Here is a 22,491-nt window from a genome sequence, read left to right as displayed (position 1 = left end):
CGCACGACCACGCGACAGACGAGCATGCCGCGACGTTCGACGCGAGCGTGAGGCCGGAGGCGCGAGCATTTGTCGGCGCTCCGGCGATGCCGAACCCGGGTGCTGAACGCTCACGGGCAGCGGGGAGCCGACGGTGTGGTCGACCGGGACAGAACGGCTGATGGACCGGGTTCGTGCGAGTGGCAGGCGCATCACCTCACGCCCCCACGATGCCTTTGAGCACGGTGACCACCAGGGGCGCGAGCGCGGCCAGGCCATAGCCGATCGCGGCGGCCTTGAACGCCTCCTTGGACTTCTCCTGCTCCGACGGGTCGCCACCACCGAACACCCGGCGCACGCCACCGATGGTCAGAAACACGGTCGCGAGCCCGGCGAGAATCCCCATGACCCAGTTGCGGATGTTGGTCAGGACCTCATCGACGCTGCCCGCGATCGCGAGCACGACGGTGTCCGCGTGCGCCGCCGGTATCGACACCGACATCGACAGCACCAGCGCGACAACAGCCACCGTGCCGGTCGTCACGATCCGCTGGTGGACGAGGCTACGACGCCCGTGCCGAGTCGAAGACATCGGAGGTGCGACCGGCGCGTCAGCGTTCGGCCGGGACGCCGAAAGCCGGGTCCGGCGGGCTGGCCGTGTCGCCTCGGGTGCTGGGGTGACCGGCCCGTTGTGACTGCGGGACGGGTGGCGTGGGGGCGAGTAGGTCAGGCACATCGCGGCACCTCCGGAGTCGTGTCCGCAGGGCGCCGGGTGATGCCGGCGGGCCGGGCGGGCGAGTTCGTGGACGCGGGGCGGCTGGGGCTCTCCCGCACCCTCTGACTCCGAATTCGGGGGTCGGTTTTCCCGGCTCGATACCGAACTGTGATCGAAAATCGTTTCGGGACGTCGGTTACCGCGCGTGGTATCTGGCCTGGTGCTGGGTGGGGCGTTCGGGCGGCGGTGGTGATGGTCGCCGAGGTCACGGCGTGGAGTTCGACGTCCCGCTCACGCCGGTCGGTGGGGTCGTCGTGGGGTGCCTGTGCGTCCAGCCAGTCGACTAGCCGCGCTTCGGCATGGGCACGGGCGCGGTGCAGGGCGGTGATGCTGACGCCGCTGTCGGCGGCGGCGGCTTCCAGCGTGTAGTCCTCCAGGCGGGTGGAGCCGATCAGCTCGGCCTCGTCGCCGCTGATCGCCCCTTCGGCGACGGCACGGGCGAGGACGAAGTCGGGATGTCCCCACGGTGGGGGCGGCTCGTTGGAACGAAAGTCGTCATCGTCGATCGGCGTGGTGCGGTCGAGCTCATCACGGATCAGGTTGTGTCCAGCGTGTCGGGCGGCGTTGCGCAGACGCAGCACCAGCCACGACTGGCTCAGATCGACCGCGGCGAGTTCGGTGAGGAAGCCGGTCAGCATCGCGATGTGGATGTCGCAGGGGTCGATGTCGAAGAACGGCTTGCACATGCCGGCCGCGGCTTGCACCAGTGCGGGCAGCGCCATCCCCACGCATGCCACGGTCCAGGCGCCGCCTTCGGCCCGCGAGCGCTCGATCAGGTGTGCCCAGACCGCGTCCACGGTCGGCCAGGGCAACTTGGCGTCCAGCAACAGATCACGCAACTCGTCCAGGGGCATAGCCCGGCGAGGAAGGCCAGGAAATCGGCCACCGTCAATCGAGAGTGGATCCACCCCGGTGACGAGCCACTCGAACGCAGTTCGAGCGGAATCCAGCGGCAGTGAATCGCGCCTAAAAGGGATGAAGTGAAACACGCGGTTCGGCGCCATGTTCGACTCCTTTGATGGTCGGAAATGAATCGACCTCTCAAGGAAGCCAAACCACGTCCACCAAAACGCCACCGGAACGCCACCGGAACGCCACCGATGATCTTGAGAGGCGATGGCGACCCGCCACAAAGATCATCCACAGCACGGACAGAAGATCATTGACGCCATCGTTGAAGATCATCAGATGGTCGCCGGTAGTAGCAGTTTAGCTGGATATATGGGGTTCTGGTGGCGGTTTGGTGGCGGTTTGGTAGTAGCAGGGGTAAGGGAAAACGACGGGCCGACTTCCTAGTCCAGCCATCCACCGAGGCGCGTCAAAAAAATTTGAGGAGCGCTCCCAAGTCGACCCGGCTCACAGCGCAGCTCGCACTGAGTTCCACGCAGACGCAGACGCGTGCACCACCTGCATTCCCGCCATCGAGCACCCGTCAAGATTGACGATAAAGATTTGATAACCAGCCGGGAAAACCGCAGTCGTTTTTCGGAATAGAAGGATGTACGGCGCCATGCATTGCGGCGCTACATCCGAGGCTTTGCGAGGATTCCATGCCCCCGTCCAAAGACCCCCAGCGCCGCAGCCCGGCGCGACGCGGCGACCCCACGCACCCCGCGAGCGCCCGCCCGGGTGGACGCCGGGGCGGCGACCGCCGCCCCTACCCCACCGCGTCGACCACCACCAGGGTCAGTCCCGCCAAGCCCGGTTCCGCGAGTACCCGCTCACGGGCACGCGGGTCAGCCGCGACGCCGACTCCGGCGACGGTCTGGACAGTCGGCCCGGCTCCGATCGACCTCGGCACGGCCTGGCCGCAACCGATCGTCAGCACGATCGTCAGCTCGTTCAGCAAGCCCGGCAGCAGGGTCGCACTCCTGCCCTGGCCCACCGAAGACGGCCACGCACGACTGGCTCCGGTCGGCGCGGACGGAGTGATCGACCGCGCCCCGGCAACCGAGCCAGACCACGCGCTGGCCGACGCGCTCGCCGCCGTCGAGGGTCTCGACCGGACCGGCCGCGTGGTGCGCGTCACGGCCGACCCGACCGCCATCGGTCCGACGGCCCGACCGTTCTGGGCCGACCTCGTCGGCGACCCCGACCACTCCGCCGTGACCATCAACCCGCCGTCGAGTTCGGGCGTCGGCGACGGGCTTTTCGACGGGGCCGAGGACACTCCGGCGGACACGGACCTGATCATCACCAGCCTGCGTCCCGAGCACGGCGGCAACCCGACCAGCGACCTCGTCGCGTTGGTCGCGGCCCGGCTGCTGCGGGTCGGCGGGATCCTCGCCGTGCTCACCCACTGTGACTGGCCCGCCGGTGAGCTGATCGACCCGACCGGGGCGGTCGTGGCCTCCGCGCAGAACGCCGACCTGCTCTACCTCCAGCACATCGTGGCACTGCACGCGCCGGTGCGCGGCGGCCGGTTCGCCGCCGAATCCCTCGCCGAACCCGGCGGTCCGGACGCCGAGAACGAGGCGCGCACTCGGCACCGCGCGGCCGTGCGCGGGCTGCCCGAACCCCATCGGCGCATCCACTCCGACGTCCTGGTCTTCGCCCAGCCACACGACCACGAACCGCCTCACCTAAGCCCGGCGGACGCGGCGCTCGAGAGCGGAGTCATCCGATGACCGTCGCTCCGATAGCGAACCCCGCCCAGCCCGGACACCACCGCCAGGAAGGCACGACCGTGGCCGACAACCCCTTCCCCCGCGCCCTGTCCGACACCGCTGTCACCCCGGACCGGACCCACGCGGAGCACCCGGTGGACGGACCGACCCAGCGTGTCCCGCGCGCCGTCATCGACGACCTCGACGGCACCACAGGCACGCCACCCGAGGGCGCTAACGACGGCTCTGCGGGGGACGTGGCGGTGTCGGTGTGGACCACCGCACAGACCGCCCCCGCGACACAGCGCAAGGACCGCTATGTCGCCGAGTCGACCGCGCACCCGGCCAAGATGCTCCCCGCCGTCGCCGCGCACGCGATCGCCCACTACACGCGACCGGGCGACCTGGTGCTCGACCCGATGTGCGGGATCGGCACCACCCTCGTCGAAGCACTGCACGCCGGGCGCCGCGCGGTCGGGATCGAGTACGAGCCGCACTGGGTCGACGTCTCCCGCGCCAACCTCACGCTCGCGCACGACGCTGGCGTGGAGCACGAGGGCCGGGTGTTCCACGGCGACGCCCGCCAGATCGCCTCGCTGCTTCCGCCGGAGTACGTCGCACAGGCGGCGCTGGTAGTCACCTCGCCGCCGTACGGGCCGTCTACGCACGGGCAGGTGTCGGTCGCGCCGGGCGCGGGGGTGCAGAAGTACCACCACCGCTACGGCAACACTCTCGACCGCGGGAACCTCGCCAACGTCGGGCATCACCGGCTGCTGGCCGGGTTCACTCGCATCCTCGCCGGGCTCACCACCTACCTGCGGCCGGGCGGGCACATCGCCATCACCATCCGGCCCTGGCGTGAGCACGCCGAGCTGATCGACCTGCCCTCCCAAATCCTGGCCTGCGGTCTGCACGCCGGCATGATCCCGGTCGAACGTTGCGTCGCGCTGCTGGCGCGCGCCGCCGAGACCGACCTCGTCGCGCGCGGCAGCTTCTTCCAGCGCGACTTCATCCGCAAACAGCGCGAAGCCGGTCTGCCGCTGCACCTCATCAGCCACGAGGATGTGCTGATTTTCCGCACAGCCCTGCGTCGCTCGGCAGGTTCAGGAGTTTCCACAAGCCGCCGGGATTCTCGACGGTTCCTCACCGATCGGGCACGGCACTCCGGGAACCCGAGGGTTGAGCCGGGTGTGTCGGAGAGCTGGGCGGCATGACCACCCAGCCACCCCGCAGCCGAGCCCGGTCGGGGCGCGACTCCGCCCCCGCCCTCGTCGCCGTCACCACGACGACGGCGGGGGCGGTGCGGGCGGCCACCGCGCAGACCGTGCCGGACGAAGTACGGCAGAACGTGTCGGTCGGCGCGAGCGCTGGACCGGTCGTCGGGTCGGTGTGCACCGGCTACCTCGGACTGGATCTCGGCGTGCTCGCCACGCTCGGCGGCGGACGCATCGCCTGGTGCGCCGACCCCGACCCGCACATCGCCCAGCTCCTCGCCGCCCGGCTTCCGGGCGTGCCCAACCTCGGCGACGTGCGTGCCATCGACTGGACGGCGGTGGAACCGGTCGAGGTGCTCACCGCTGGGTTTCCCTGCCAGGACATCTCCGCCGCCGGGCGGCGCGCGGGCATCGAGAACGGAGCACGCAGTGGACTGTGGACCGACATCGTGGCGGGCGTTCGCCTACTACGACCCGCGCTGCTCGTCGTGGAGAACGTCGCCGCGCTTCGCTGGAAAGGCGGAGGTCTCCACCGTGTACTCGGCGACCTGGCCGAAGCAGGGTATGACGCGCTCTGGCGTAGCGTCCGCGCCGCCGACATCGGCGCGGCACATCGCCGCGAGCGGGTGTTCCTGTGCGCCTGGCCCCGTGCCGGTGCCGCCGACGGCGGAGGCGGAGATGCTGCCGACTCCGACCGCGCACGACGGTTCCTCCAACGGCATCTCGGCGACCAGCCGACAAGGCGGTCCGTCGCTGCTGGACCAGTTGCGGCTGCTGCCGACACCGACCGCCTCGGACGCGAAGAACTGCACGCACAGGACGCAGCGCGGTGGGCCATCGCTGCCCGACCAGGCGCGGCTGCTGCCGACGCCGATGGCATCAGACACCGGCACGGCGGGGCGTCGGGCGAGTGCGGGTTTCCGGCCGCCGCTGTCGCAGCAGATGCTTCCGCAGGTGGAATCCGGGGCGTTCCTGCCGACGCCGCGGGCGACCGACGGGACGAAGGGCTGTCCGGCGCAGCGCGGGTCGAAGGGCGACCTGATGCTGCCGTCGGCGGTAATTCGCCTGATCACCCAGGACAAGCCCAACCCGTAGGCGTCGCCGCGCCGCCTGATTGGGACACCATGACGGTGCAGGACGCGGTGCGCTGGGGCATCTACACCGCAGCTGTACGGCGCTGGGAACAAGTGCTCGGACGCGCCGCGCCGCAGCCCACCCAACCAGGTCGCCACGGCCGCCCTGTGCTCGCACCCTCCTTCGTGGAATGGCTGCAGGGCTTGGAGCCGGGCTGGGTGACCGACCTGCCTTTGCCGCGCACCGCGCAACTGCGCGCGTTGGGCAACGGCGTCGTCCCACAACAGGCCACCTACGCCGTCGAGCTGCTGCTGGCCGACCTCACCGCGCTCCTTCGGGCGACCGATATCGGCACGTCCGTCGAGCGCCTCAGCGACGGACAGGAAGCGAGCGCGGCATGACCAGCCCAGCGTCCACCCCGGATTCCCAACCGGCCATGCGGTGCTTGAGCCTCGGCGCAGGCATCCAGAGCAGCGCCGTGTTGCTGCTGGCCTGCGAGGGAATGATTCCGCGCTTCGACGTCGCGCTGTTCGCCGACACCGGCTGGGAACCGAAGGCGGTGTACGAGAACCTCACCCGGCTCCGGAAGCACGCCGCGCAGTTCGGCATCCCGGTCCGCACGGTGTCCGCGGGCAACATCCGCGACGACGCGCTCGACCCGGCCCACCGCTTCGTGTCGATGCCACTGCACGTACTCAACCCCGACGGCAGCCGAGGCTTGGCACGCAGGCAATGCTCAGTTATCTGCACCATCTCCCGCTGGTTGATCATGGCGCTTCGCGTCGTGATCAAGGAGAAGCCAGTGGACCTTCGCCGTCAGCTCATGGAAGGCCGTGCGTCCGTGCCCCGAGTGGGATCAGTCATCAAAGTGGAGCGTGTCCACCCACCGTTCGTCGTGCTCGACCCAGCGGGCGTTGAGATCGTCGACGTCACCGAGTACCTGCGGGATTTGGCCCTGGGAGACGGAAGTCCGCTGACTGGCCGTAGTTATGCGTTCGGGTTGCTGCGGTGGTTCCGGCTGCTGTGGCTGCTCGGTTTGGCCTGGGAGAAGGCGACCGAGGCCGAGGTCGCTGTGCTGGTTGGCTGGCTACGCACCGCGCCGAACCCGCAGCGCCGACGGAACACGCCGACCACCGGTCGGCCCGGCGCGATCAATCCACGGACCGGCAAGCCGACGCTGGCGGCTGGTTACGCGCGCACGACGATCAACCACGCCCTGTCCTCGGTGAGCGGTTTCTACGAGTACCACGGCCATCACGGTCGCGGCCCGGTCGTGAACCCGGTGCCGTCCTCGCCGCAGCGCCGACGCGCGCTGGCACACCTGAGCCCGCTGGAACCCAAGCCGGTAGTCGGCAGGGCACGGTTGCGGCAGCGGGTGGCGCTGCGGCCACCGCGGGCGATCCCGGACCGGTTGTGGCAGGAGTTGTTCGACGCGATGGGCTGCGAGCGCGATCGCGCGTTGCTGGAGTTCTTCGTCTCCAGCGGCGCCCGCGCCGCCGAGTTGCTGGGCGTGACGCCGGAGGACCTGGACTGGGCCGGCCGTCAGATCTACGTGGTGTCCAAGGGCACCCGCGTGCGGGAGGCGATCCCGGCGTCGCCGCAGGCGTTCGTCCGGCTCGCGCTCTACTTCGACGAGATCGGCACACCTGCCCCCGGTGAGTCGATCTGGCGCACCCGACGCGGCGAGGATCGGCCGCTGACGTACTGGGCGCTGCGGCGGATCTTGCAGCGCGCCAACGCCGTTCTGGGCACAAATTGGACCTGGCACGATGCCCGGCACACTGCGGCGACCCGGATGGCCAACAGCGGGACGCTCACCCTGGCGGAGGTCCAGGCCATCCTGCGGCACGCCAACATCCAGACCACCAGCCGCTACCTGTCGGTCGGGGTGGAGGAGCTGTTCGACAAACTCACCGAGCACTACAGCCGCCCGAAACCACAGACCCACTTCCCGACGGGTTACGCCGCCGCCGACATCGAGGCGGTGTTCGGTGCCTAAATCACAGACCAGCACTACGACCGGTCTGAGCCGTCGGCACCGGCACGGCCCGATGGTCGAGGAGCTGGGATTCGCCAGCCGCTTCGTGTCCGGCAAGATCGAGCCCCGACCGGCGACCGCGTCGACACCTCCGCGACCAGTCGGCGAACTCGCAACCGCGCCCATCGACCGCATCGTCCAGCTCGTGATCACCGCGTGGGAAGGCGCGCCGGTCAGCTGTCAGCACCGCGGCCAGGCGGCAGAGATCATCCTCGCCTACCTGACCGACTTCCCGGGCCAGACCTGGCAGCAGCGGTGGGACGCCAGTCCCTTGGGCCGCGGTGAGGCCGAGATCAGCATCCTCGGCACGTCGCGCGACGGGGGCTTCGCCGTCGGGCGCGGTCTGCGATCCCTGTTCTGCCTGCGGGTGATCCAGCCTTCCCTGCTGGCCTTTCGGAGGAACTCGTTCCACGAGTACGGACAGTTCTTCGTTGCGGCCCAGGGGGATCCGCTGCTGGAGAAGTTCGCCGAGCAAGTCGCCGCGTCCGACATATCGTGGGCGCACCGTCGGGAAGCCCTATTCGACGTGTGTTGCCTGCTCACTGTTCAGGGCGTCAGCCTCGCTGATCTCACCCCGGCCGCGTTGCTGCACTACGGCCACGAGACCCGCCGCGCCCGCGCGATCCTCCGTCCCGGGAAGAAGGACGCCAACCGGTTCGCCGGTCTGTCGGCCTGGAACATCCTGCACCAGATGGGCCACTTCCCGCCCGAGACACCGTCCACGATGCGCGCGGCGCTGGCCCGCGGTCAGCTGAGCGTCGAGCAACTCGTCGACCGCTATCCGATCCGCAACCACGCGGTGCGGCAACTGCTCATCGACTACTTCACCCGCCGTTCCGCCGACACCGACTACGCCTCCATCTCCCACATGGTCCTGGAGATCGCCTACCACTTCTGGGAGAAGATCGAACGGATCAACCCCGACCAGGCGGACCTGCGCATCGACCCGGAGGTCTACGCGACCTGGCGGCACATGATCAGCACCCGCGAGGACGGCAAGAACGCCGGCAAACCACGAGCTGGTGTCGACGGCATCGTGATCTGCGTCCGCAGCTTCTACTACGACCTGCACACCTGGGCCAGCGACGAGCCCGAACGCTGGGCGCACTGGGTCGCGCCCTGCCCGGTGCCTCCGAGCGAGATTCGGGGCCTGGGCAAACGACGCCGCCGGATCAACGAGCGCTCCGCCGACCGGACTCGTCAACGCCAGCCCTTGCTGCCGCTACTGGTCCAGCACGTCGAGGAACGCTACGACACAGCGCGCACCCTGCTCGAGCACGCTCGCCAAGTCCAGCCAGGCGAGACGTTCCTCCTGGGCGGGCACGTCTACCAGCGGGTGGTCACCAACAGCGACCACCACACCCGGCGCAGATCCGGCGGTAAGAGCCCTGTCCGCGTCGTCGACGAAGCCACCGGCGAGCTCATCCACATCGAGACTGACGAGGAAGCCGCGTTCTGGGACTGGGCCTGCGTCGAGACGCTGCGCCACTCCGGCGTCCGCATTGAGGAACTTTGCGAGCTGACCCACCTCAGCATCCGCCAATACCAGCGGTCCAACGGAGAAGTGATCGCGCTCCTGGTGATCGCACCGTCCAAAACGGACCGCGAGCGGGTCATCCCGATGAGCGCCGAGCTGTTTCATGTCGTCGCCTCGGTCATCCGCCGCCACACCCAGGCCGGGCGCAGCATCCCGCTGCTGAGCCGGTTCGACCCGCACGACAAGGTCTGGAGCGCCCAGCTGCCCTTCCTGTTCCAGCGCCGGATCGGGTCCACCGACCGGGTCATCTCCGGCGGCACCGTCCTGAACATGATCAAACGGCGCTGCGAAGCGCTGGCCGAGCAGCATCCCGGCTTCCGGACCACCCGGTTCACACCGCATGATTTCCGCCGGATCTTCGCCACTGAGCTGGTTAACAGCGGCCTGCCGATCCACATCGGCGCAGCCCTGCTCGGGCATCTCAACATCCAGACCACCCGCGGCTATGTCGCCGTGTTCGACGAGGACATCGTCCGTCACTATGTCGCTTTCCTAGACCACCGCCGTGAGCTCCGGCCGATCGAGGAATACCGCGAGGCCACCAGCGAGGAGTGGGCTGAGTTCGACGAGCACTTCGACAAGCGCAAAGTCGAACTGGGCTCCTGCGGACGCCCCTACGGCACGCCTTGCCAGCACGAACACGCCTGCATCCGTTGCCCGATGCTGCACGTCAACCCCAAGATGCTTACCCGGCTTGACGAACTCGAAGCCGACCTGCTCGACCGCCGCACCCGTGCCGAAGCAGAGAACTGGGCCGGCGAAATCGAAGGCATCGACATGACCCTCACCTTCTTACGAGCCAAACGCGATGACACTCAACGCCGGCTCCGGCGACCGGTCGTCAGCCTCGGCATCCCAACTTTCAAGGAGGCGAACGAATGAGCCGCACGTCCTCAAGAACCAGGCGTCCTCGGTCAGGGCTGGAGCCAGCGGTCGAACCAAGCACGGGTGCGACGCAGGACGTCGAGTTGGTGGTTGCGTTCCCGGATCGAGTGGCCCTCCCTGGGATAGATCACGAACTCGTGCACGGCCCCGAAGTAGCGCAGTGCCCGGTGAAAGTACACGGCTTGGCCGAGGGGGACGTTGGTGTCCTCGGCGCCGTGCAGGATGAGCACCGGGGTGCGGACGCGGCTGGCAAAGGAGACCGGGCTGACCGCGTCGTGCGGGTGTGGGCCGATCCCCTCCCATCCGATGCTGCCGCTCAGCGCGCCGTCGAGCTGGCCGAGCTCTCCGGTCGCGGCTTGCATCCCCCAGTCGGTGATACCCGCGTTGACCAGCGCGGCGCGAAACCGGTTTGTCTGCCCGATCGCCCAGGCGGCCATGAATCCGCCGTGGCTGCCGCCGGCGATGCCCAGTCGGTCGGGGTCGGCGATGCCCTCGGCGATGAGCAGGTCGATTCCGGTCAGGATGTCGGTCCATTCCTCCCGGCCGACCCTGCCCGCGACGCTGGCCGCGAACTCGTGGCCGTGGCCCTGGCCGCCGCGCGGGTTGGGCAGGAACACCGCGTATCCGGCGGTGGCCAGCCATTGTGGCTGTGCACTGTGGAACGAGAACAACTGCAGACGATCGGCGTACCGGTCGTCGGGGCCTCCGTGCACGACCGTGACCATTGGGAACGGGCCGTCCGAGGCGGACTTCCCGACCGGCAGAACGAGCAGACCGTCCAGATCGAGGCCGTCGGCGGCTCGATAGGCCAGCGGTCGCTGGATACCGAATGCGATGCCGTCCAGTTCGGGACGGGTGTCCGTGATCTTCCGCAGCGGCCCGGTCGGTGGCCCAACACAGACGTTCGTGGGTTGGTCACGGGTGCCGGTCAGTGCCGCGATTGTCGTGCCCGCGGGGGTGGTGGTGAGGGCGTCGAGATGGCCGGAGTGCTGCGACAGTGGCGTGGGACCGTCGGGGTCGAGCCGGGCCAGGGTCGTGTTCAGGCCTTTGGCAAACACCACCAAGGGGGCGGCGTCGGTCTGGCACAGTTCGAGGGGGCACATCGGCAGGTCGGCGGTGCGGTTGCGTCGGATGCGGCTGCTCATGGCCAGGTCGAACACGGCGGTGCCGGCGTGGAGGACCGGTGGGGTGAGGGCGACGTAACCGAGGTGCCAACCGTCTTCAGCCTGCCACCAGGCCAGGGAGTGCGCGTCGACCTCGACCGATCCGAGGTCTTCCGCGGTCCCTGTGGCGGGGTCGAACAGGTGCAGCTGGCCTGTGCGGGGGCCGTAGTCCTTGTCGGCGCTGGCCCGGGTGAGCACGGCGAGCGGACCGCCGTCGGGTCGTTGCCGCAGTTCCACGACGTGCCGGCCGCCGAACACGCGCGGGGTGGTGACCTGGCCGGTGCGCAGGTCGAGCAGGCGCAGCCGGGCACGGGGTTCGCGTTCGCCGACGACGATGGCGTCGTCACGGTCCTGGGCGCGGCGCGTGTCCTGCTCGGTGGGCTCGTCCTCGGCGAGCAGCGCGATCAGGTTGGAATCGGCGAGCGGCAGGTGGTCGACGATGCCGGCGTACCAGCTGGTCACGGCGATCACCACGCCGTCGGCTGGGGTGAACCGGTGCAGCTGCGGAGTGCCACGCTCAGCGCGGTCGGACAGGAAGTACAGCGTACGCGAGTCCACGGACCAGCGGGGTCGGGACTCCGTCGCGGTGTCGGCGGTCACCCGACTCCACACACCGTCGCCGTTGATGTCAGCCAGCCAGAGTGCGGTGTCGAGGTGGTCACCGATCCGGCTGATGGGGGCAAGAACGTAGCAGAGCAGATGCCCGTTCGGAGCGAGAGCCGGTATCTGCGGGACACGACCCTCGACCACGAGTTCAGCGGTCAAACCTGTCATGTGATCAGTGTGCCGACGTCCACAGCGCACCACGTGGACGAGTCACTGCGCTTGGCACACTCGGCCGAAGCGTGCAGCCGCACCAACGGTGCAACACCCCGACGCGCCCGGCCAGTCGAGGTGCAGATAAGTACTAGCGAGTACAAGATCTCGCCGCTGAAGAAAGCAGCACGCGAACTGCTCGGCTACCCGCACCCGCGACGGGTGCCGCGCGGGGTGTACGTCGAGCAGGCCATCGGCATCAGCACCGACGAATTCACCCGCGCCAAAGACTCCGGCGTGCGCTACCTGCGCAACGTGTTCCCCCTGATCGAGCTCGGCTGGGACCGCACGCGATGTGCGGACTATCTCGCCGAGCGCGGGTTCGGCGAGACGGTGAAAAGTGCCTGCGTCGGGTGCCTTATGTGGAATCTGAGCTGGCTACGTTGCCTACTCATGATCACAGTGCGCTAGGAGCGCTATCCCCTGGTAGAGCAGCACCCCGAAGCTCGGCGGTGGCTGCAATTCACGGCCAACATTGGGCGAGCGTGGAACACGGTGGACGCCTACGGGCGAGCGGTAAACGACCACTTCGCGTTCTGCCTGACGATCGGTACCACTCCGGAGACGGCCCGCCCTGACATCGTTGCGGCGTGGATCGGTGACATGCACCAGCGGCCCAATCCGAACGGCGGAGCGGGGTTGGCCAACTCGACCATCCAGGTACGGATCGTTGGGGTTCGACCTTTCTACGACTTCCTTGTGGAGGGGGGAATCCGGGAACGCAACCCGGTCCGGCGTGGACAGTCCAGCCGTCGAGGAGGCCGGCCGAAGCAGGGCCTGGTGCGGCGAGTGGAGAAGGCGCCGTGGATTCCCAACGAGCACGTGTGGGATCGCATCTTGCGGGCGTGCGAGCAGGAGCCGGTACGCAACCGGCTGATGGTGACCTTCGCCTATGACGGTGCGCTACGCCGGGAGGAACTGGTGTCCCTGGAGCCAGGTGACCTGGAGCCAGCGTGGTCATTGATCCATCTACGGGCCGAGACGACCAAGTCCAAGCGCGCTCGCGAGGTGTCGTTCGGCACCACGTCCGCGCAACTGCTGGTGGCCTACCTGCGGCAACGGGGCGAGCGGTTCGGACGGGTCGACGGCGCGCTGTTCCTCAGCGAGTCCCGTCGCAACCGCGGCGACCAGCTTGGCCCTTCGAGCTGGTCGAAGATCGTCACCGGGATCGCGACGCGGGCCGAGGCGCCACAGCTGTCCACACATACCTTTCGTCACCTGCGCCTGACCGACCTGGCTCGGGCCGGTTGGAGCATCGACGAGATCGCGCAGTACGCCGGTCACCGCGACCTGTCCACAACGTTGAAGTACATCCACCTGTCCGGCCGAGAGCTGGCCGCCAAGCTGCACAAAGCCACCTGCTCGCTGCACGCCGACCGCGAACGCCGACTCGCCGCGCTGGTGGAGGCATGGTGAACCCACTCACCGATGCCGAACGGCAGGCGCTCACCGACACCTATGAGGGGTGCCGTCCCAGACTGGGTACATCGCGGACGAAGACGCTGCAGCGACTGATCGCACCGATCGAGCAGACCACCGGGCACTGGCCGGAGCCAGCACGGAACAGGCTTCGCGCCGCACTGCTGCGCCGGATCCACGACCAACAGCAACCGTTCTGGGCGTGGGACGAGCACACGTGGATCACCTTCGCCACGGAAGCCGGCCAGGGCAGCGAGAAGGGCCGCCGCAGCCTGATCGTCGCGTTCGCCAACCTGCTGGGGCATCACCGGTTGCACCACGAGGTCACGGTCTCGCCCGTTCCGTTGGCGGAGCTCGTCTTCGGCCGCGACGCCGTGCAGGCCGCTATTACCGAGGTGGTCGACACGCTGCGGTCGTGGGACGCCTCCAAGCACACCGTCACCGGCCACATCCCGGCGGCGTTGAGCGACCTGCTGCTGGTGGCCGGCACGGCACGCCTGGACAAGATCATCGAGCCGCAAATCCGTGCTCTGGCCGAGCGATACCCCCAAGGCGGGCGGCGCAGCGGACTGTTCAAGGTGTCTCGAGTGCTGGCGCACAAGGGCATCATCACCGGCCCGCTGAACAACACCGACCCCCAGCGCGGGCCACGACCGGACACCCTGTCCACAGTGCCACCGAGCTGGCTGGCCTGGGCGCAGCGGTGGCGGACGCTGTCCACCCACGAGCCCGGCACGATCCGCGGGATGTTCTCGGTGATCCTCATCGCCGGGCGTTGGGCCGCGGAGAAACACCCCGAGGCGCTGGAACCCCCGCTCTGGACCCGTGACATCGCCGCCGAGTACGTCGCCGACACCCTGCACGCCGTGCACGGGCAATGGGCCGGGCACAACCGCAACACCACCAAGAAGGGGCAGCCGCTCAGCGCGGCGGGCAAGGTGCAACGCATCGACAGCCTGCGCGCGTTCTTCTGCGATCTGATCGACTGGGAGTGGATCACGTCCACGTTCGACCCACGCAAGGTTCTCGCCGGGCCGCTGTCGGTACGCGCCCAGATCGGGCCGAACCCGCGGATCATCGACGAGGTCTCCTGGGCCAAGCTGATGGCCGCCGGACTCACTCTCAACAGCGAGGACCTCAACGAGTACGGCACACCCAAGGCGAGGGCAGCTGCGGAGCACCGGCGCCTGTACTACCCGATCGAGATGGTCCGCGCCCTGGTCGGCGTCTGGCTGTTCGCCGGGTGCCGCATCGATGAGATCCGCCGCCTCGACGTCGACTGCATCGAACGCGATGAGGGCCGCGACGACAAGACCGGCGAGACGTTCCCGATCTGCTTGTTACGCGTGCCGCAGAACAAGACCTCCCGGCCGTTCACCAAGCCGGTCGACCCGATCGTCGGACAGTTGATCGACGCGTGGAAGCATGTTCGCCCGCCACAGCCGAAGATCGTGGATCGCAAGACCGGCGAGCATCGCGAGTTCCTGTTCTGCGTTCGTGGTGCACAGATCGGTCGGGCCTATCTCAACGAGACCGTGCTGCCCGCGCTCTGCCGCAAAGCGGGCATCCCGGAAACGGACTCCCGCGGCGCGCTGACCAGCCACCGTGCTCGCTCCACCATCGCCACCCAACTGCTCAACGCACCCGAACCACTGTCCATCGCGGACCTCAAAGAATGGTTGGGGCACAAGCACTTCTCCAGCACGCGGCACTACGCGGCGATCCTGCAGCGCAGGCTCACCGCCGCTTACCGCAAGGCCGACTACTTCGCTCGCAACGTGCGCACCATCCAGGTGCTCATCGACCGGGAATCCATTCTGTCCGGCGCCGCGACCGGCGGCGAGCAGCCGTGGAAGTACTACGACCTCGGCGACGGGTACTGCACCTACGACTTCTTCGCCAAATGTCAGCACCGGCTGGCCTGCGCGCGCTGTCCGTTCTACCTGCCCAAGGAATCCAGTACCGGGCGCCTGCTCGAAGTCAAGGACGGTGTCGATCAGATGCTGGAACGCCTCACCCTCACCGATGACGAACGCGCCGCCCTCGAAGGCGACCGTGCCGCGCTTGCCGCACTGGCCGAACGCCTTGCCAACGTCCCCACGCCCGCCGGTCCGACACCGGAACAGCTCGGCAGCGACCGTGCCTTCGTTGCCCTGACCTCGGTTCAGGACAGCATCTTCGGGAGGCCCGAATGATCACTAGTGATGAAACCAGCAGCCGCAACGACGCCTTCGGGACACCGCAGCGCGGTCATGACTCGATCACCCCACCAGTCGCAAGCCGCAAGTTGGCGGCGTGGACGATCCCTTCGGCAAGATCCCGCATCTCAGCCCGGATCGTCTCGTCGTCGCGGTGCGCTGGCAACGTTTCATCCCAAGCTTCCAAAGGTTGGAGCATCAGGCCGATCTCCTGCGCGGTGTCGCAAGACCACCACAGGCCCCACAGCGAACGCGCTCCGTCTTCGGGCAACAGACTGCCGGCGATCATCTGGCGGGCGATGTCGCGGGCAACGACCCAGGGAGCTTGCGACGCGTCAATCGGCTCGACGCCGAGTTCGGCGAGCACCTGCCGAACAAGTGGCACCGCGTCGGCGGAAGTCAATCGGGTGGGCGATTCGCCGGCCAACTCGAGCAAGGTAGGGGTCTCAACACCGGCGACGAGCAGATCGCAGGCCAGCCAGACCGCCTCATCAGGTCTGAGCAGGTCCACAAGCAGGTCGGCGTTGAGCCGCAACACGCGTTCGCGCACCCCATCAGGCAGGTTGTCCACGAGCTCCATTGAAGCGCTCGGTTGCCGTGATTGTTACCGGATATTCGCAATAACTTGCCCGTTCCACGGCAACGCGGGCTGGCGCTGGATCCGCGACCACGACCCCGACGGGTGGGCCGAGGCGGTCGAGTTCGACAAGGCAATCCGCGACGGCTACCCGCACGCCACTAAGCAGGGCCAGGAGTTGCGCGGGCAGTACTTCCTGCACCGGGCTTGTCGGCCGCTCGACGAAGTCGACCTCGATCCACCCGTTCCCGGCAAACGTCACCTGCGGCTGGTCTCCACGAGTCCGGTGGAGGAGGACGACCCGGACGGCTGTTCGCCGTGGTCATGCCGATCCGGCGCGCCAGTCACCGCAGAGCGTGCGGACGCGCACCCGGCCACAACCGCTCCTGGCGACCGACTTTCCCGCCCGGCAAAGAAACCACGAGTGCGAACACAGGGTGGGCGCACCCACCCTGTGTCACCGCGCCCACGCCAGGCCCAAGGCCAGACGGCAGCTCACACCCAGAACTCGCCTGCGGCATAGCCCGCCCTCTTCACGGGATTGGAGAACCGCCATGCCCTCGAACACCACCGCGCAGAATCAGTCCGGCGACCCTACTCCGCATTGGACTGTGACCGCCGATCACCAGACCTTCGGGCAGCGTCTCAAGGCGATGGGCTCCCGACTGCTCGGTTCAGTGACGGAGCCGGAGACAGGCAAGGCCACGCCGTCACGGCGTGTCCGGCAGCACGTCTTGCGCGACTACCACGCCGCGAACCTCGCCGCGGCCCGCACCGCGTCCGAGGAACTGGTGCGCGCCGGTTTCAACACCGGAGACGTGCCCTACGGCTATCGAGCCCAGCGGATCCGGATCACTCCGGCGGGCCGGCGACCGCGCTGGCGCACCCGGCTGCTGATCGAACCAGTCGAAGCGTCCACCGTGCGGATGATCTTCCTGTGGAGAGGCGAGGATCGCTTGTCCACCAGGGAGATCCGTCACCGCGTCCCGCTACCCCGCGCCGTTGCACCCTAAGACGGGTGAGCCAGGCATGTGGACGGTCGCGATTGTGCGGGCGATCCTGCGCAACCCGAAATACACCGGCCGCCAGGTCTGGGGACGCACCCACCACGGAAAAACGACTCCGCGAGCCGACTGGGTCTGGTCGGAGGTGTGGGCACACCCGCCACTGGTCACCGCCAACGAGTTCACCGCCGCCGACCACCGCTCCCGGGGTGTCCCAGCCTCGGCCGGGGCCAACGACTTCTCCGCGAATGCGCTGCCGACCGATCAACGGCAGGCCGCGTAATGGCCGCGAACCACCATCCAGACGGGCTGACGATCAAGGTCATCACCGCGCTGCAACAGGAAGTGGACGAGGAAATCCGGCAGGAAGGCCACACACCGCAGCCCACATCGAGCGAGTCCTCGTGCGCTCCACGATTCCCACCCGGCCCGCGCCCGCAATCGTCAACCCTCACACCACACTGACGACCCACACCGCGCACGCACGCCAACGAGAGCACCTTCACCCAGGGGTGCCAGCCCCGCACACCACGCAAGCACGGCGCCCAACGTCCGGCCGCATAAGGCCAGCACGCCCACAACAGCGTTCCGACCGGTCACCTTCCCACCGACCACGTGACGCCTCACCCGGAAGGACAAGCCATGCGTGCTAGTCGCCGAACCGCCACCCACCAGGGTGACAATGACAGCACCGACAGCAACGAAGTCAGCCGACCTCGACATCGCAAGAATTCCGCGCGCCCACCTGGCCATCGCGACAACGCACCCGACGAACTGCCACAGTTGCACACACCTGGCGAAGCCGCCGAAATCCTCACAGTGAAAGAGTCCTGGCTACGCCGCAAAGCTGGCCAGCGACTGATCCCCTGCACCTTCGTCGGCAAACATCTCCGGTTCTCCACCGCCGATCTGCGACAGATCGCCGACACCGGCCACCAAGATCGACGTACCAGCGTCAGACGGCAACGCCGTTAACACTTGCCAACACCGACAATTCTCTTGCCCGCACAGAAGTTTCGGCAGGAATCGCTTGCCCTCTTCGACGAACGGAGCGTCCATACACCCGTCACACCCGTGACCCCCACACCACCAAGAGAGGAACAATCATGGCCTGGGTCGAGAAAAGCGGGAAACACACCTGGCGGGTGCGCTACGAAACCGACGACGGCATCGCATCCATCCCCGGCTTCCCCACCAAGAAAGCCGCCGACGACGCCGCCGCCGACATCGAAGCCCAACAACGCAGCGAGACCTGGATCGACCCTGCTGCAGGACGAACCACCCTCGGCACATACGTCGACCAAGACTGGCTTGACGCCCTGGACGTAGGGGAACGCACCGAAGAGAACTACCGCAGCAAACTCAAAAACCACATCCTGCCCCGCTGGCAAGACACCCCCCTCACCCACATCACCAACAGCAAGGCCCGCGCCTGGGCCAAAACACTCCGCCACAACGGCCTCGCACCCGTCACCGCGTCCGACACCATGAAACTGCTGTCACTCATCCTGTCCGACGCCGCCGACGACCAACTCATCCCCACCAACCCCATCCGATCCCGACACCGCGGAAAGGCATCCCGAACCCGCACCCGCGAGAAGGTCTGGGCCACACCACACGAGGTACTCCAGATCGCCGACCAAGCCGCCGCCTACTACGGACACGACGCCGCGATCCTCATCCTGACCGCAGCCTGGACCGGAGCACGCTGGGGAGAACTCACCGGACTCCAACGACCCAACCTCCACCTCGACGACGCCACACTCGTCATCGACCCCGACATCGGAGCACTGCACGAATCCAACTCCGGCAAACTCTGGCTCGGCCCACCCAAAACCCCGGAATCCGCCCGCACCATCACCCTGCCCGACTTCCTCATCCCACTACTCAAGCTCTACCTCGACACCCACGACCACGACCACGTCTTCGTCACCACCGACGTCGAACTCCAGCGCCGCAGCAACTTCTCCCGCCGCGCCATGCGCCCCGCCGCCGACGGCAACCTCGACGTCACCCGCCCACGAGTACGCACCCAGCCAATCAAACCCGGCCTCGTGTTCCACGGACTACGCCACAGCCACAAAACCTGGCTCATCGCCGACGGCATCCCCGACATCGCCCAATCCCGACGCCTCGGCCACAAACTCCCCGACAAGATCCAAGAAACCTACTCCCACGTCGCCGCCGAAGTCGAACAACGCCTCATAGCCGCACTGACCACCCGCTGGGACGAAGCCCTCAACGCCCTACGTCCCAACGAAGTCGACACCACATGGCGCACAGCCGCCTAACTCCCGATCAACCACGTGTCGCCTCTTACAGGGCGGCACGGCTACTTTTACCCTCTCAGCTCCAGCGACTTCCGCCCGCTCCTCCGGACGACAACGCCAGCCGGTTGAAGGCGGCGCACTGTGCTTGCGGCGGTGAACGCGCTCACGGCGACAGTCTCGGGCGGCACCCTCGACCCGGCGACCGTGATGCAGCGGGTTGACAAGGCAGTGTGTGAGGCGACTGAGCAAGCGATGGAGACGCGCGTTCTCCCGACTCTGCGGGCTGTCGTGCTCGACGTGATCGGCGCGGACAACGAAGCCCAGGCGACGCCATCGTGATCGAGTAGGCGAAGTGGCTGCGCCGGCCGCTAGTGACCGCCAGAAAAGACTAATAGCGACACACCGACGGCTGCTGCCGCGCTGGTTCGCGGACAAGTTTCATGTTTCACCCGTCTTGTGGGCATGCCGGCCATTCTCACGTGTGTGGCTGCTCAAGCTCCGGTTTGCCCGGGTCGAACGTACGTGGTCCCCGGTCGGGCCGAATGCCACCTGATTGTGATGGACCCCAGGACGGACGAACAGCCGGTCCATGAAGTGGTCAAGGGTCAGCGCGGGACGCGCTTCACCGCCTCGGTGAGTTTGGCGAGCGCCTGAACTGCGATTTCTTCGCCGAAATGGTGGCTGCCCCGCGACGCCACCTGCGCTTTGGAGTCGGCTTGACTGGTTCAGTCTTGCCACGAAGCTCGAACCTGAGCAGCCACAGCAGGGTTACACGGGTGGGTTCCCCGGGCTCTCGATTCGAGAGGATCAACCGCGCCAACGCGTACAGAAAGATCAGCAGGGCGGCTATGACAGCAACCGTGATCCACGGATGCCTGTCCAAGAACGGCCACACGTCAGCACACCTGTCCGGCGACCGGCCCGAGTCAGACACCTGTCAGGTCATGCCACGCGTACGCGGAACTGCAACCCTGCTGTCCGGCACTTCTCGGACGGTCCTGCTTCGTGCGACAGAACCAAGTGCCGAATTCCCTCGGGTTTGTGGTGACCGTTGTTGGCGGTCAACGGCGAAGTCCAAAGTTACCAGACGCCTACGTCACGTTGATCCGCTCCCCTCGGTGATGTGTCCCGATGATTCGGGGTTTAGCCCGGCGCCTGCAAACCTGCGGCGGCACGATCTGTGGACAACCCGGCGCTGTGGATAGCACCGCCGAAGGCTACGCACGTTGGCGTGTCAGTCGCCCGAAAGTTTGTGTCCTCGCACGTCACCGGACGGCGGAAACTGGTCTATGCCGCGAAGGGGGAGGCTGAAGGAATGACCACAAATGGCAGTACCGGTCAGACGGCGATATGCCCAGCTCCAAGGCATGTAGAAACCATGGAACGCGAAAAGCGTGCCGTTGAAACGAATCTCGACATGGCGTGGAAGCGGGGCTCCGCCTGGGGCATGACGGCATCCGCGATCCGTCAGCCGACGCTCGCTGACCTTACAGGAGGCGATGATAGGGAGGACTGACTCGGAGGTGATGGCCCCGTGCGTACGGAGGGCGCCGCGTTTGGCGGTTTGTTCGTCACCTCACTCTCGGTGGATCCTATTTGGGCATGCCATTCCGGCTGTTGGCGTGACAAAGCTTGCCATTGACGCGATCTACCAACTGAACCCGGACGGCAGGCGCCAAGACGGAGAACTGCACGGCCTACTGGATCAGTGGCGTGTAGGTCCCGGTTCTGGCGTTGCTCCATATGGTGAGTGCGTCTCTGAGGTGGATGCAGATGTCCTGGTTGAACATGATGCGGTCGTTGGGTGCGTTGGTGTAGTGGCCATAGGAGGCCCACTCTTCTGCGGTGGCGCGGCTGCTGCCCAGCAGGGCTACAACGAGTCCAAGGTGGTCGTTCAGCGCGGGCAGGCAGTCACGGCCGGTGCGGATCCGGTGCGTTGCCGTGGACGTTCTCGAGTTCGGGCATGATGGACATGCGCCTGCCCGCTGACGCCTTCATCGCCGCGCAACGACTTGAGGATCGTCCTCATGTCACTGGCAAGTCGTGTCGCCAATGAAGTAGCGCACCTTGGTAGTTGTAGAAAGGATCCAACGGGTCAAGGAGTAGGTTCCAACGGTAGAAAACACCTACGAAGTTGATGATCAGACTGCTGGAATACCTCGTCAGCCTTTGCGTGGAGGTGCTGACCATACCGAGGGCTGGCTCCATCCACAGACCCCGGCCATCGAGCCCGTCACGTCGTGCCTGAAGGTACATCTGGTAGTGCGGATCACTCTTGAAAAGCACCATCTGCACGTCGTGCGCATAATGTGCACCGTCGAGAAACCTGCCGAGGGAAGGGGGAACAGGAAACCGGTCATGAGCTATTCGGCTGCCGATGTGCTTGGCGAAGTACCGGGCCAGATTCCGGACCTGCCGGGGCCAATCGAGACCGTAGACCGCTGACATGTCAAGGCTCGCCTGTTGGCTCAATTCGGGATGATCCCAGACATAGTTGGAAAAAGCCTCGTAGGCTCGGTCAAAAGGCTGACTGCGATCGTTGTTGCAGGGACCGCACATACCGGGATCGAATCGGACCTCACGAGACTTGCGCGCGCTCCGGATGCGACGAAGGTCCACGGAGTCTCCCCACACGAGACCTCCACCAGGCTCCCACATTCGGACAAGATCGCTCTTCTTGAACTTGTGTTCATGGGTGAGAGGTCCAGAACTGCCGCACCACCAGCATGCAGTCAGCGCAGGGCACCTATATGGGTCTAGATCGGCTCCCGTGAGCATCTCTTCCGACATGGTGGCGCCCCTCATCTTCTGTCAAGCCCCGTTCGCCCATCGGGGCGATGTTGGGCGAGGCTGCACCTTCACAGCCCTATCGCTTTGTGGTTGACCTGGACTCTACATAAATGGGAGTTAAATCCCAGCCATATTTTGGCTCGGCT

The 22,491-nt window shown here is 67.0% G+C and carries 18 protein-coding genes; 13 read left to right on the top strand and 5 right to left on the bottom strand.

The genetic code is table 11. The features are described 5' to 3' along the window. Positions 1–196 precede the first annotated feature (196 nt). Both AOZ06_RS08370 and AOZ06_RS08365 read right to left on the bottom strand, forming a co-directional pair. Positions 197–571, bottom strand: a complete 375-nt coding sequence (locus AOZ06_RS08370; protein WP_054288910.1) for a pilin — start codon at positions 569–571, stop codon at positions 197–199. Positions 572–705: 134 nt separating this feature from the next. Beyond that, positions 706–1,758 (bottom strand): hypothetical protein, encoded by a 1,053-nt coding sequence (locus tag AOZ06_RS08365; protein WP_054288909.1) that lies wholly within the window; start codon positions 1,756–1,758, stop codon positions 706–708. A 546-nt stretch (positions 1,759–2,304) separates the two neighbouring features. Here AOZ06_RS08365 and AOZ06_RS08360 point away from each other — a divergent pair. From AOZ06_RS08360 to AOZ06_RS08340, 5 genes are read left to right on the top strand one after another with little or no spacing between them, the layout of a single operon-like run. Continuing rightward, the gene (locus tag AOZ06_RS08360; protein WP_054288908.1) at positions 2,305–3,381 is read left to right on the top strand and encodes a hypothetical protein; all 1,077 of its coding nucleotides are present in this window, start codon (positions 2,305–2,307) and stop codon (positions 3,379–3,381) included. Continuing rightward, positions 3,378–4,574 (top strand): TRM11 family SAM-dependent methyltransferase, encoded by a 1,197-nt coding sequence (locus tag AOZ06_RS08355; protein ID WP_054288907.1) that lies wholly within the window; start codon positions 3,378–3,380, stop codon positions 4,572–4,574. The genes AOZ06_RS08360 and AOZ06_RS08355 overlap by 4 nt, the downstream gene beginning before the upstream one ends. After that, positions 4,571–6,049, top strand: a complete 1,479-nt coding sequence (locus AOZ06_RS08350; RefSeq protein ID WP_225953172.1) for a DNA cytosine methyltransferase — start codon at positions 4,571–4,573, stop codon at positions 6,047–6,049. The genes AOZ06_RS08355 and AOZ06_RS08350 overlap by 4 nt, the downstream gene beginning before the upstream one ends. After that, positions 6,046–7,647 (top strand): tyrosine-type recombinase/integrase, encoded by a 1,602-nt coding sequence (locus AOZ06_RS59685; protein ID WP_225953171.1) that lies wholly within the window; start codon positions 6,046–6,048, stop codon positions 7,645–7,647. Before AOZ06_RS08350 ends, AOZ06_RS59685 begins: the two co-directional genes overlap by 4 nt. Next, positions 7,640–10,105, top strand: coding sequence for a tyrosine-type recombinase/integrase (locus AOZ06_RS08340; protein WP_218921954.1), 2,466 nt, complete (start codon positions 7,640–7,642; stop codon positions 10,103–10,105). The genes AOZ06_RS59685 and AOZ06_RS08340 overlap by 8 nt, the downstream gene beginning before the upstream one ends. Before the next feature lie 32 nt (positions 10,106–10,137). On the opposite strand, the gene AOZ06_RS08335 is transcribed toward AOZ06_RS08340, so the two are convergent. After that, the gene (locus AOZ06_RS08335) at positions 10,138–12,045 is read right to left on the bottom strand and encodes a S9 family peptidase (protein ID WP_054288905.1); all 1,908 of its coding nucleotides are present in this window, start codon (positions 12,043–12,045) and stop codon (positions 10,138–10,140) included. Between the two features lie 33 nt (positions 12,046–12,078). Here AOZ06_RS08335 and AOZ06_RS08330 point away from each other — a divergent pair, with 33 nt between their 5' ends. The 3 genes from AOZ06_RS08330 to AOZ06_RS08320 all read left to right on the top strand — a co-directional run bounded on the left by AOZ06_RS08330 (position 12,079) and on the right by AOZ06_RS08320 (position 15,701). Further along, complete coding sequence (locus AOZ06_RS08330; RefSeq protein WP_218921953.1) at positions 12,079–12,498, top strand: hypothetical protein; 420 nt, start codon at positions 12,079–12,081, stop codon at positions 12,496–12,498. Between the two features lie 369 nt (positions 12,499–12,867). Continuing rightward, on the top strand, positions 12,868–13,503 hold the full coding sequence (locus AOZ06_RS58760) for a tyrosine-type recombinase/integrase (protein WP_218921952.1): 636 nt from the start codon (positions 12,868–12,870) through the stop codon (positions 13,501–13,503). After that, positions 13,497–15,701, top strand: a complete 2,205-nt coding sequence (locus AOZ06_RS08320) for a tyrosine-type recombinase/integrase (protein WP_083471571.1) — start codon at positions 13,497–13,499, stop codon at positions 15,699–15,701. Before AOZ06_RS58760 ends, AOZ06_RS08320 begins: the two co-directional genes overlap by 7 nt. A gap of 55 nt (positions 15,702–15,756) precedes the next feature. On the opposite strand, the gene AOZ06_RS08315 is transcribed toward AOZ06_RS08320, so the two are convergent. Beyond that, positions 15,757–16,275: a hypothetical protein gene (locus AOZ06_RS08315; protein ID WP_157232913.1), complete on the bottom strand. Its 519-nt coding sequence runs from the start codon at positions 16,273–16,275 to the stop codon at positions 15,757–15,759. A 560-nt stretch (positions 16,276–16,835) separates the two neighbouring features. Between AOZ06_RS08315 and AOZ06_RS59680 the strand changes: the two genes are divergently transcribed. From AOZ06_RS59680 to AOZ06_RS08300, 5 genes are all read left to right on the top strand, one after another. Continuing rightward, positions 16,836–17,294 (top strand): hypothetical protein, encoded by a 459-nt coding sequence (locus AOZ06_RS59680; RefSeq protein WP_236952132.1) that lies wholly within the window; start codon positions 16,836–16,838, stop codon positions 17,292–17,294. Between the two features lie 16 nt (positions 17,295–17,310). After that, positions 17,311–17,568 carry a recombinase family protein gene (locus AOZ06_RS59675; RefSeq protein ID WP_225953169.1) on the top strand — a complete coding sequence of 86 codons (258 nt, stop codon included), beginning with the start codon at positions 17,311–17,313 and terminating at the stop codon, positions 17,566–17,568. Positions 17,569–17,927: 359 nt separating this feature from the next. Continuing rightward, positions 17,928–18,260 carry a helix-turn-helix domain-containing protein gene (locus AOZ06_RS61630; RefSeq protein ID WP_335338369.1) on the top strand — a complete coding sequence of 111 codons (333 nt, stop codon included), beginning with the start codon at positions 17,928–17,930 and terminating at the stop codon, positions 18,258–18,260. A gap of 131 nt (positions 18,261–18,391) precedes the next feature. Continuing rightward, on the top strand, positions 18,392–19,576 hold the full coding sequence (locus tag AOZ06_RS08305; protein WP_054288901.1) for a tyrosine-type recombinase/integrase: 1,185 nt from the start codon (positions 18,392–18,394) through the stop codon (positions 19,574–19,576). Positions 19,577–19,708: 132 nt separating this feature from the next. After that, positions 19,709–19,894, top strand: a complete 186-nt coding sequence (locus AOZ06_RS08300; RefSeq protein ID WP_157232911.1) for a hypothetical protein — start codon at positions 19,709–19,711, stop codon at positions 19,892–19,894. Positions 19,895–21,580: 1,686 nt separating this feature from the next. Here the strand turns inward: AOZ06_RS08300 and AOZ06_RS08295 are convergent. After that, positions 21,581–22,174, bottom strand: a complete 594-nt coding sequence (locus AOZ06_RS08295) for a hypothetical protein (RefSeq protein WP_157232910.1) — start codon at positions 22,172–22,174, stop codon at positions 21,581–21,583. Positions 22,175–22,491 lie beyond the last annotated feature (317 nt).

It is taken from the genome of Kibdelosporangium phytohabitans (assembly GCF_001302585.1).
GTDB lineage: Bacteria > Actinomycetota > Actinomycetes > Mycobacteriales > Pseudonocardiaceae > Kibdelosporangium > Kibdelosporangium phytohabitans.
The sequence above is the reverse complement of the archived record's forward strand: the minus strand, read 5'-3'. Positions and strand labels throughout refer to the sequence as shown.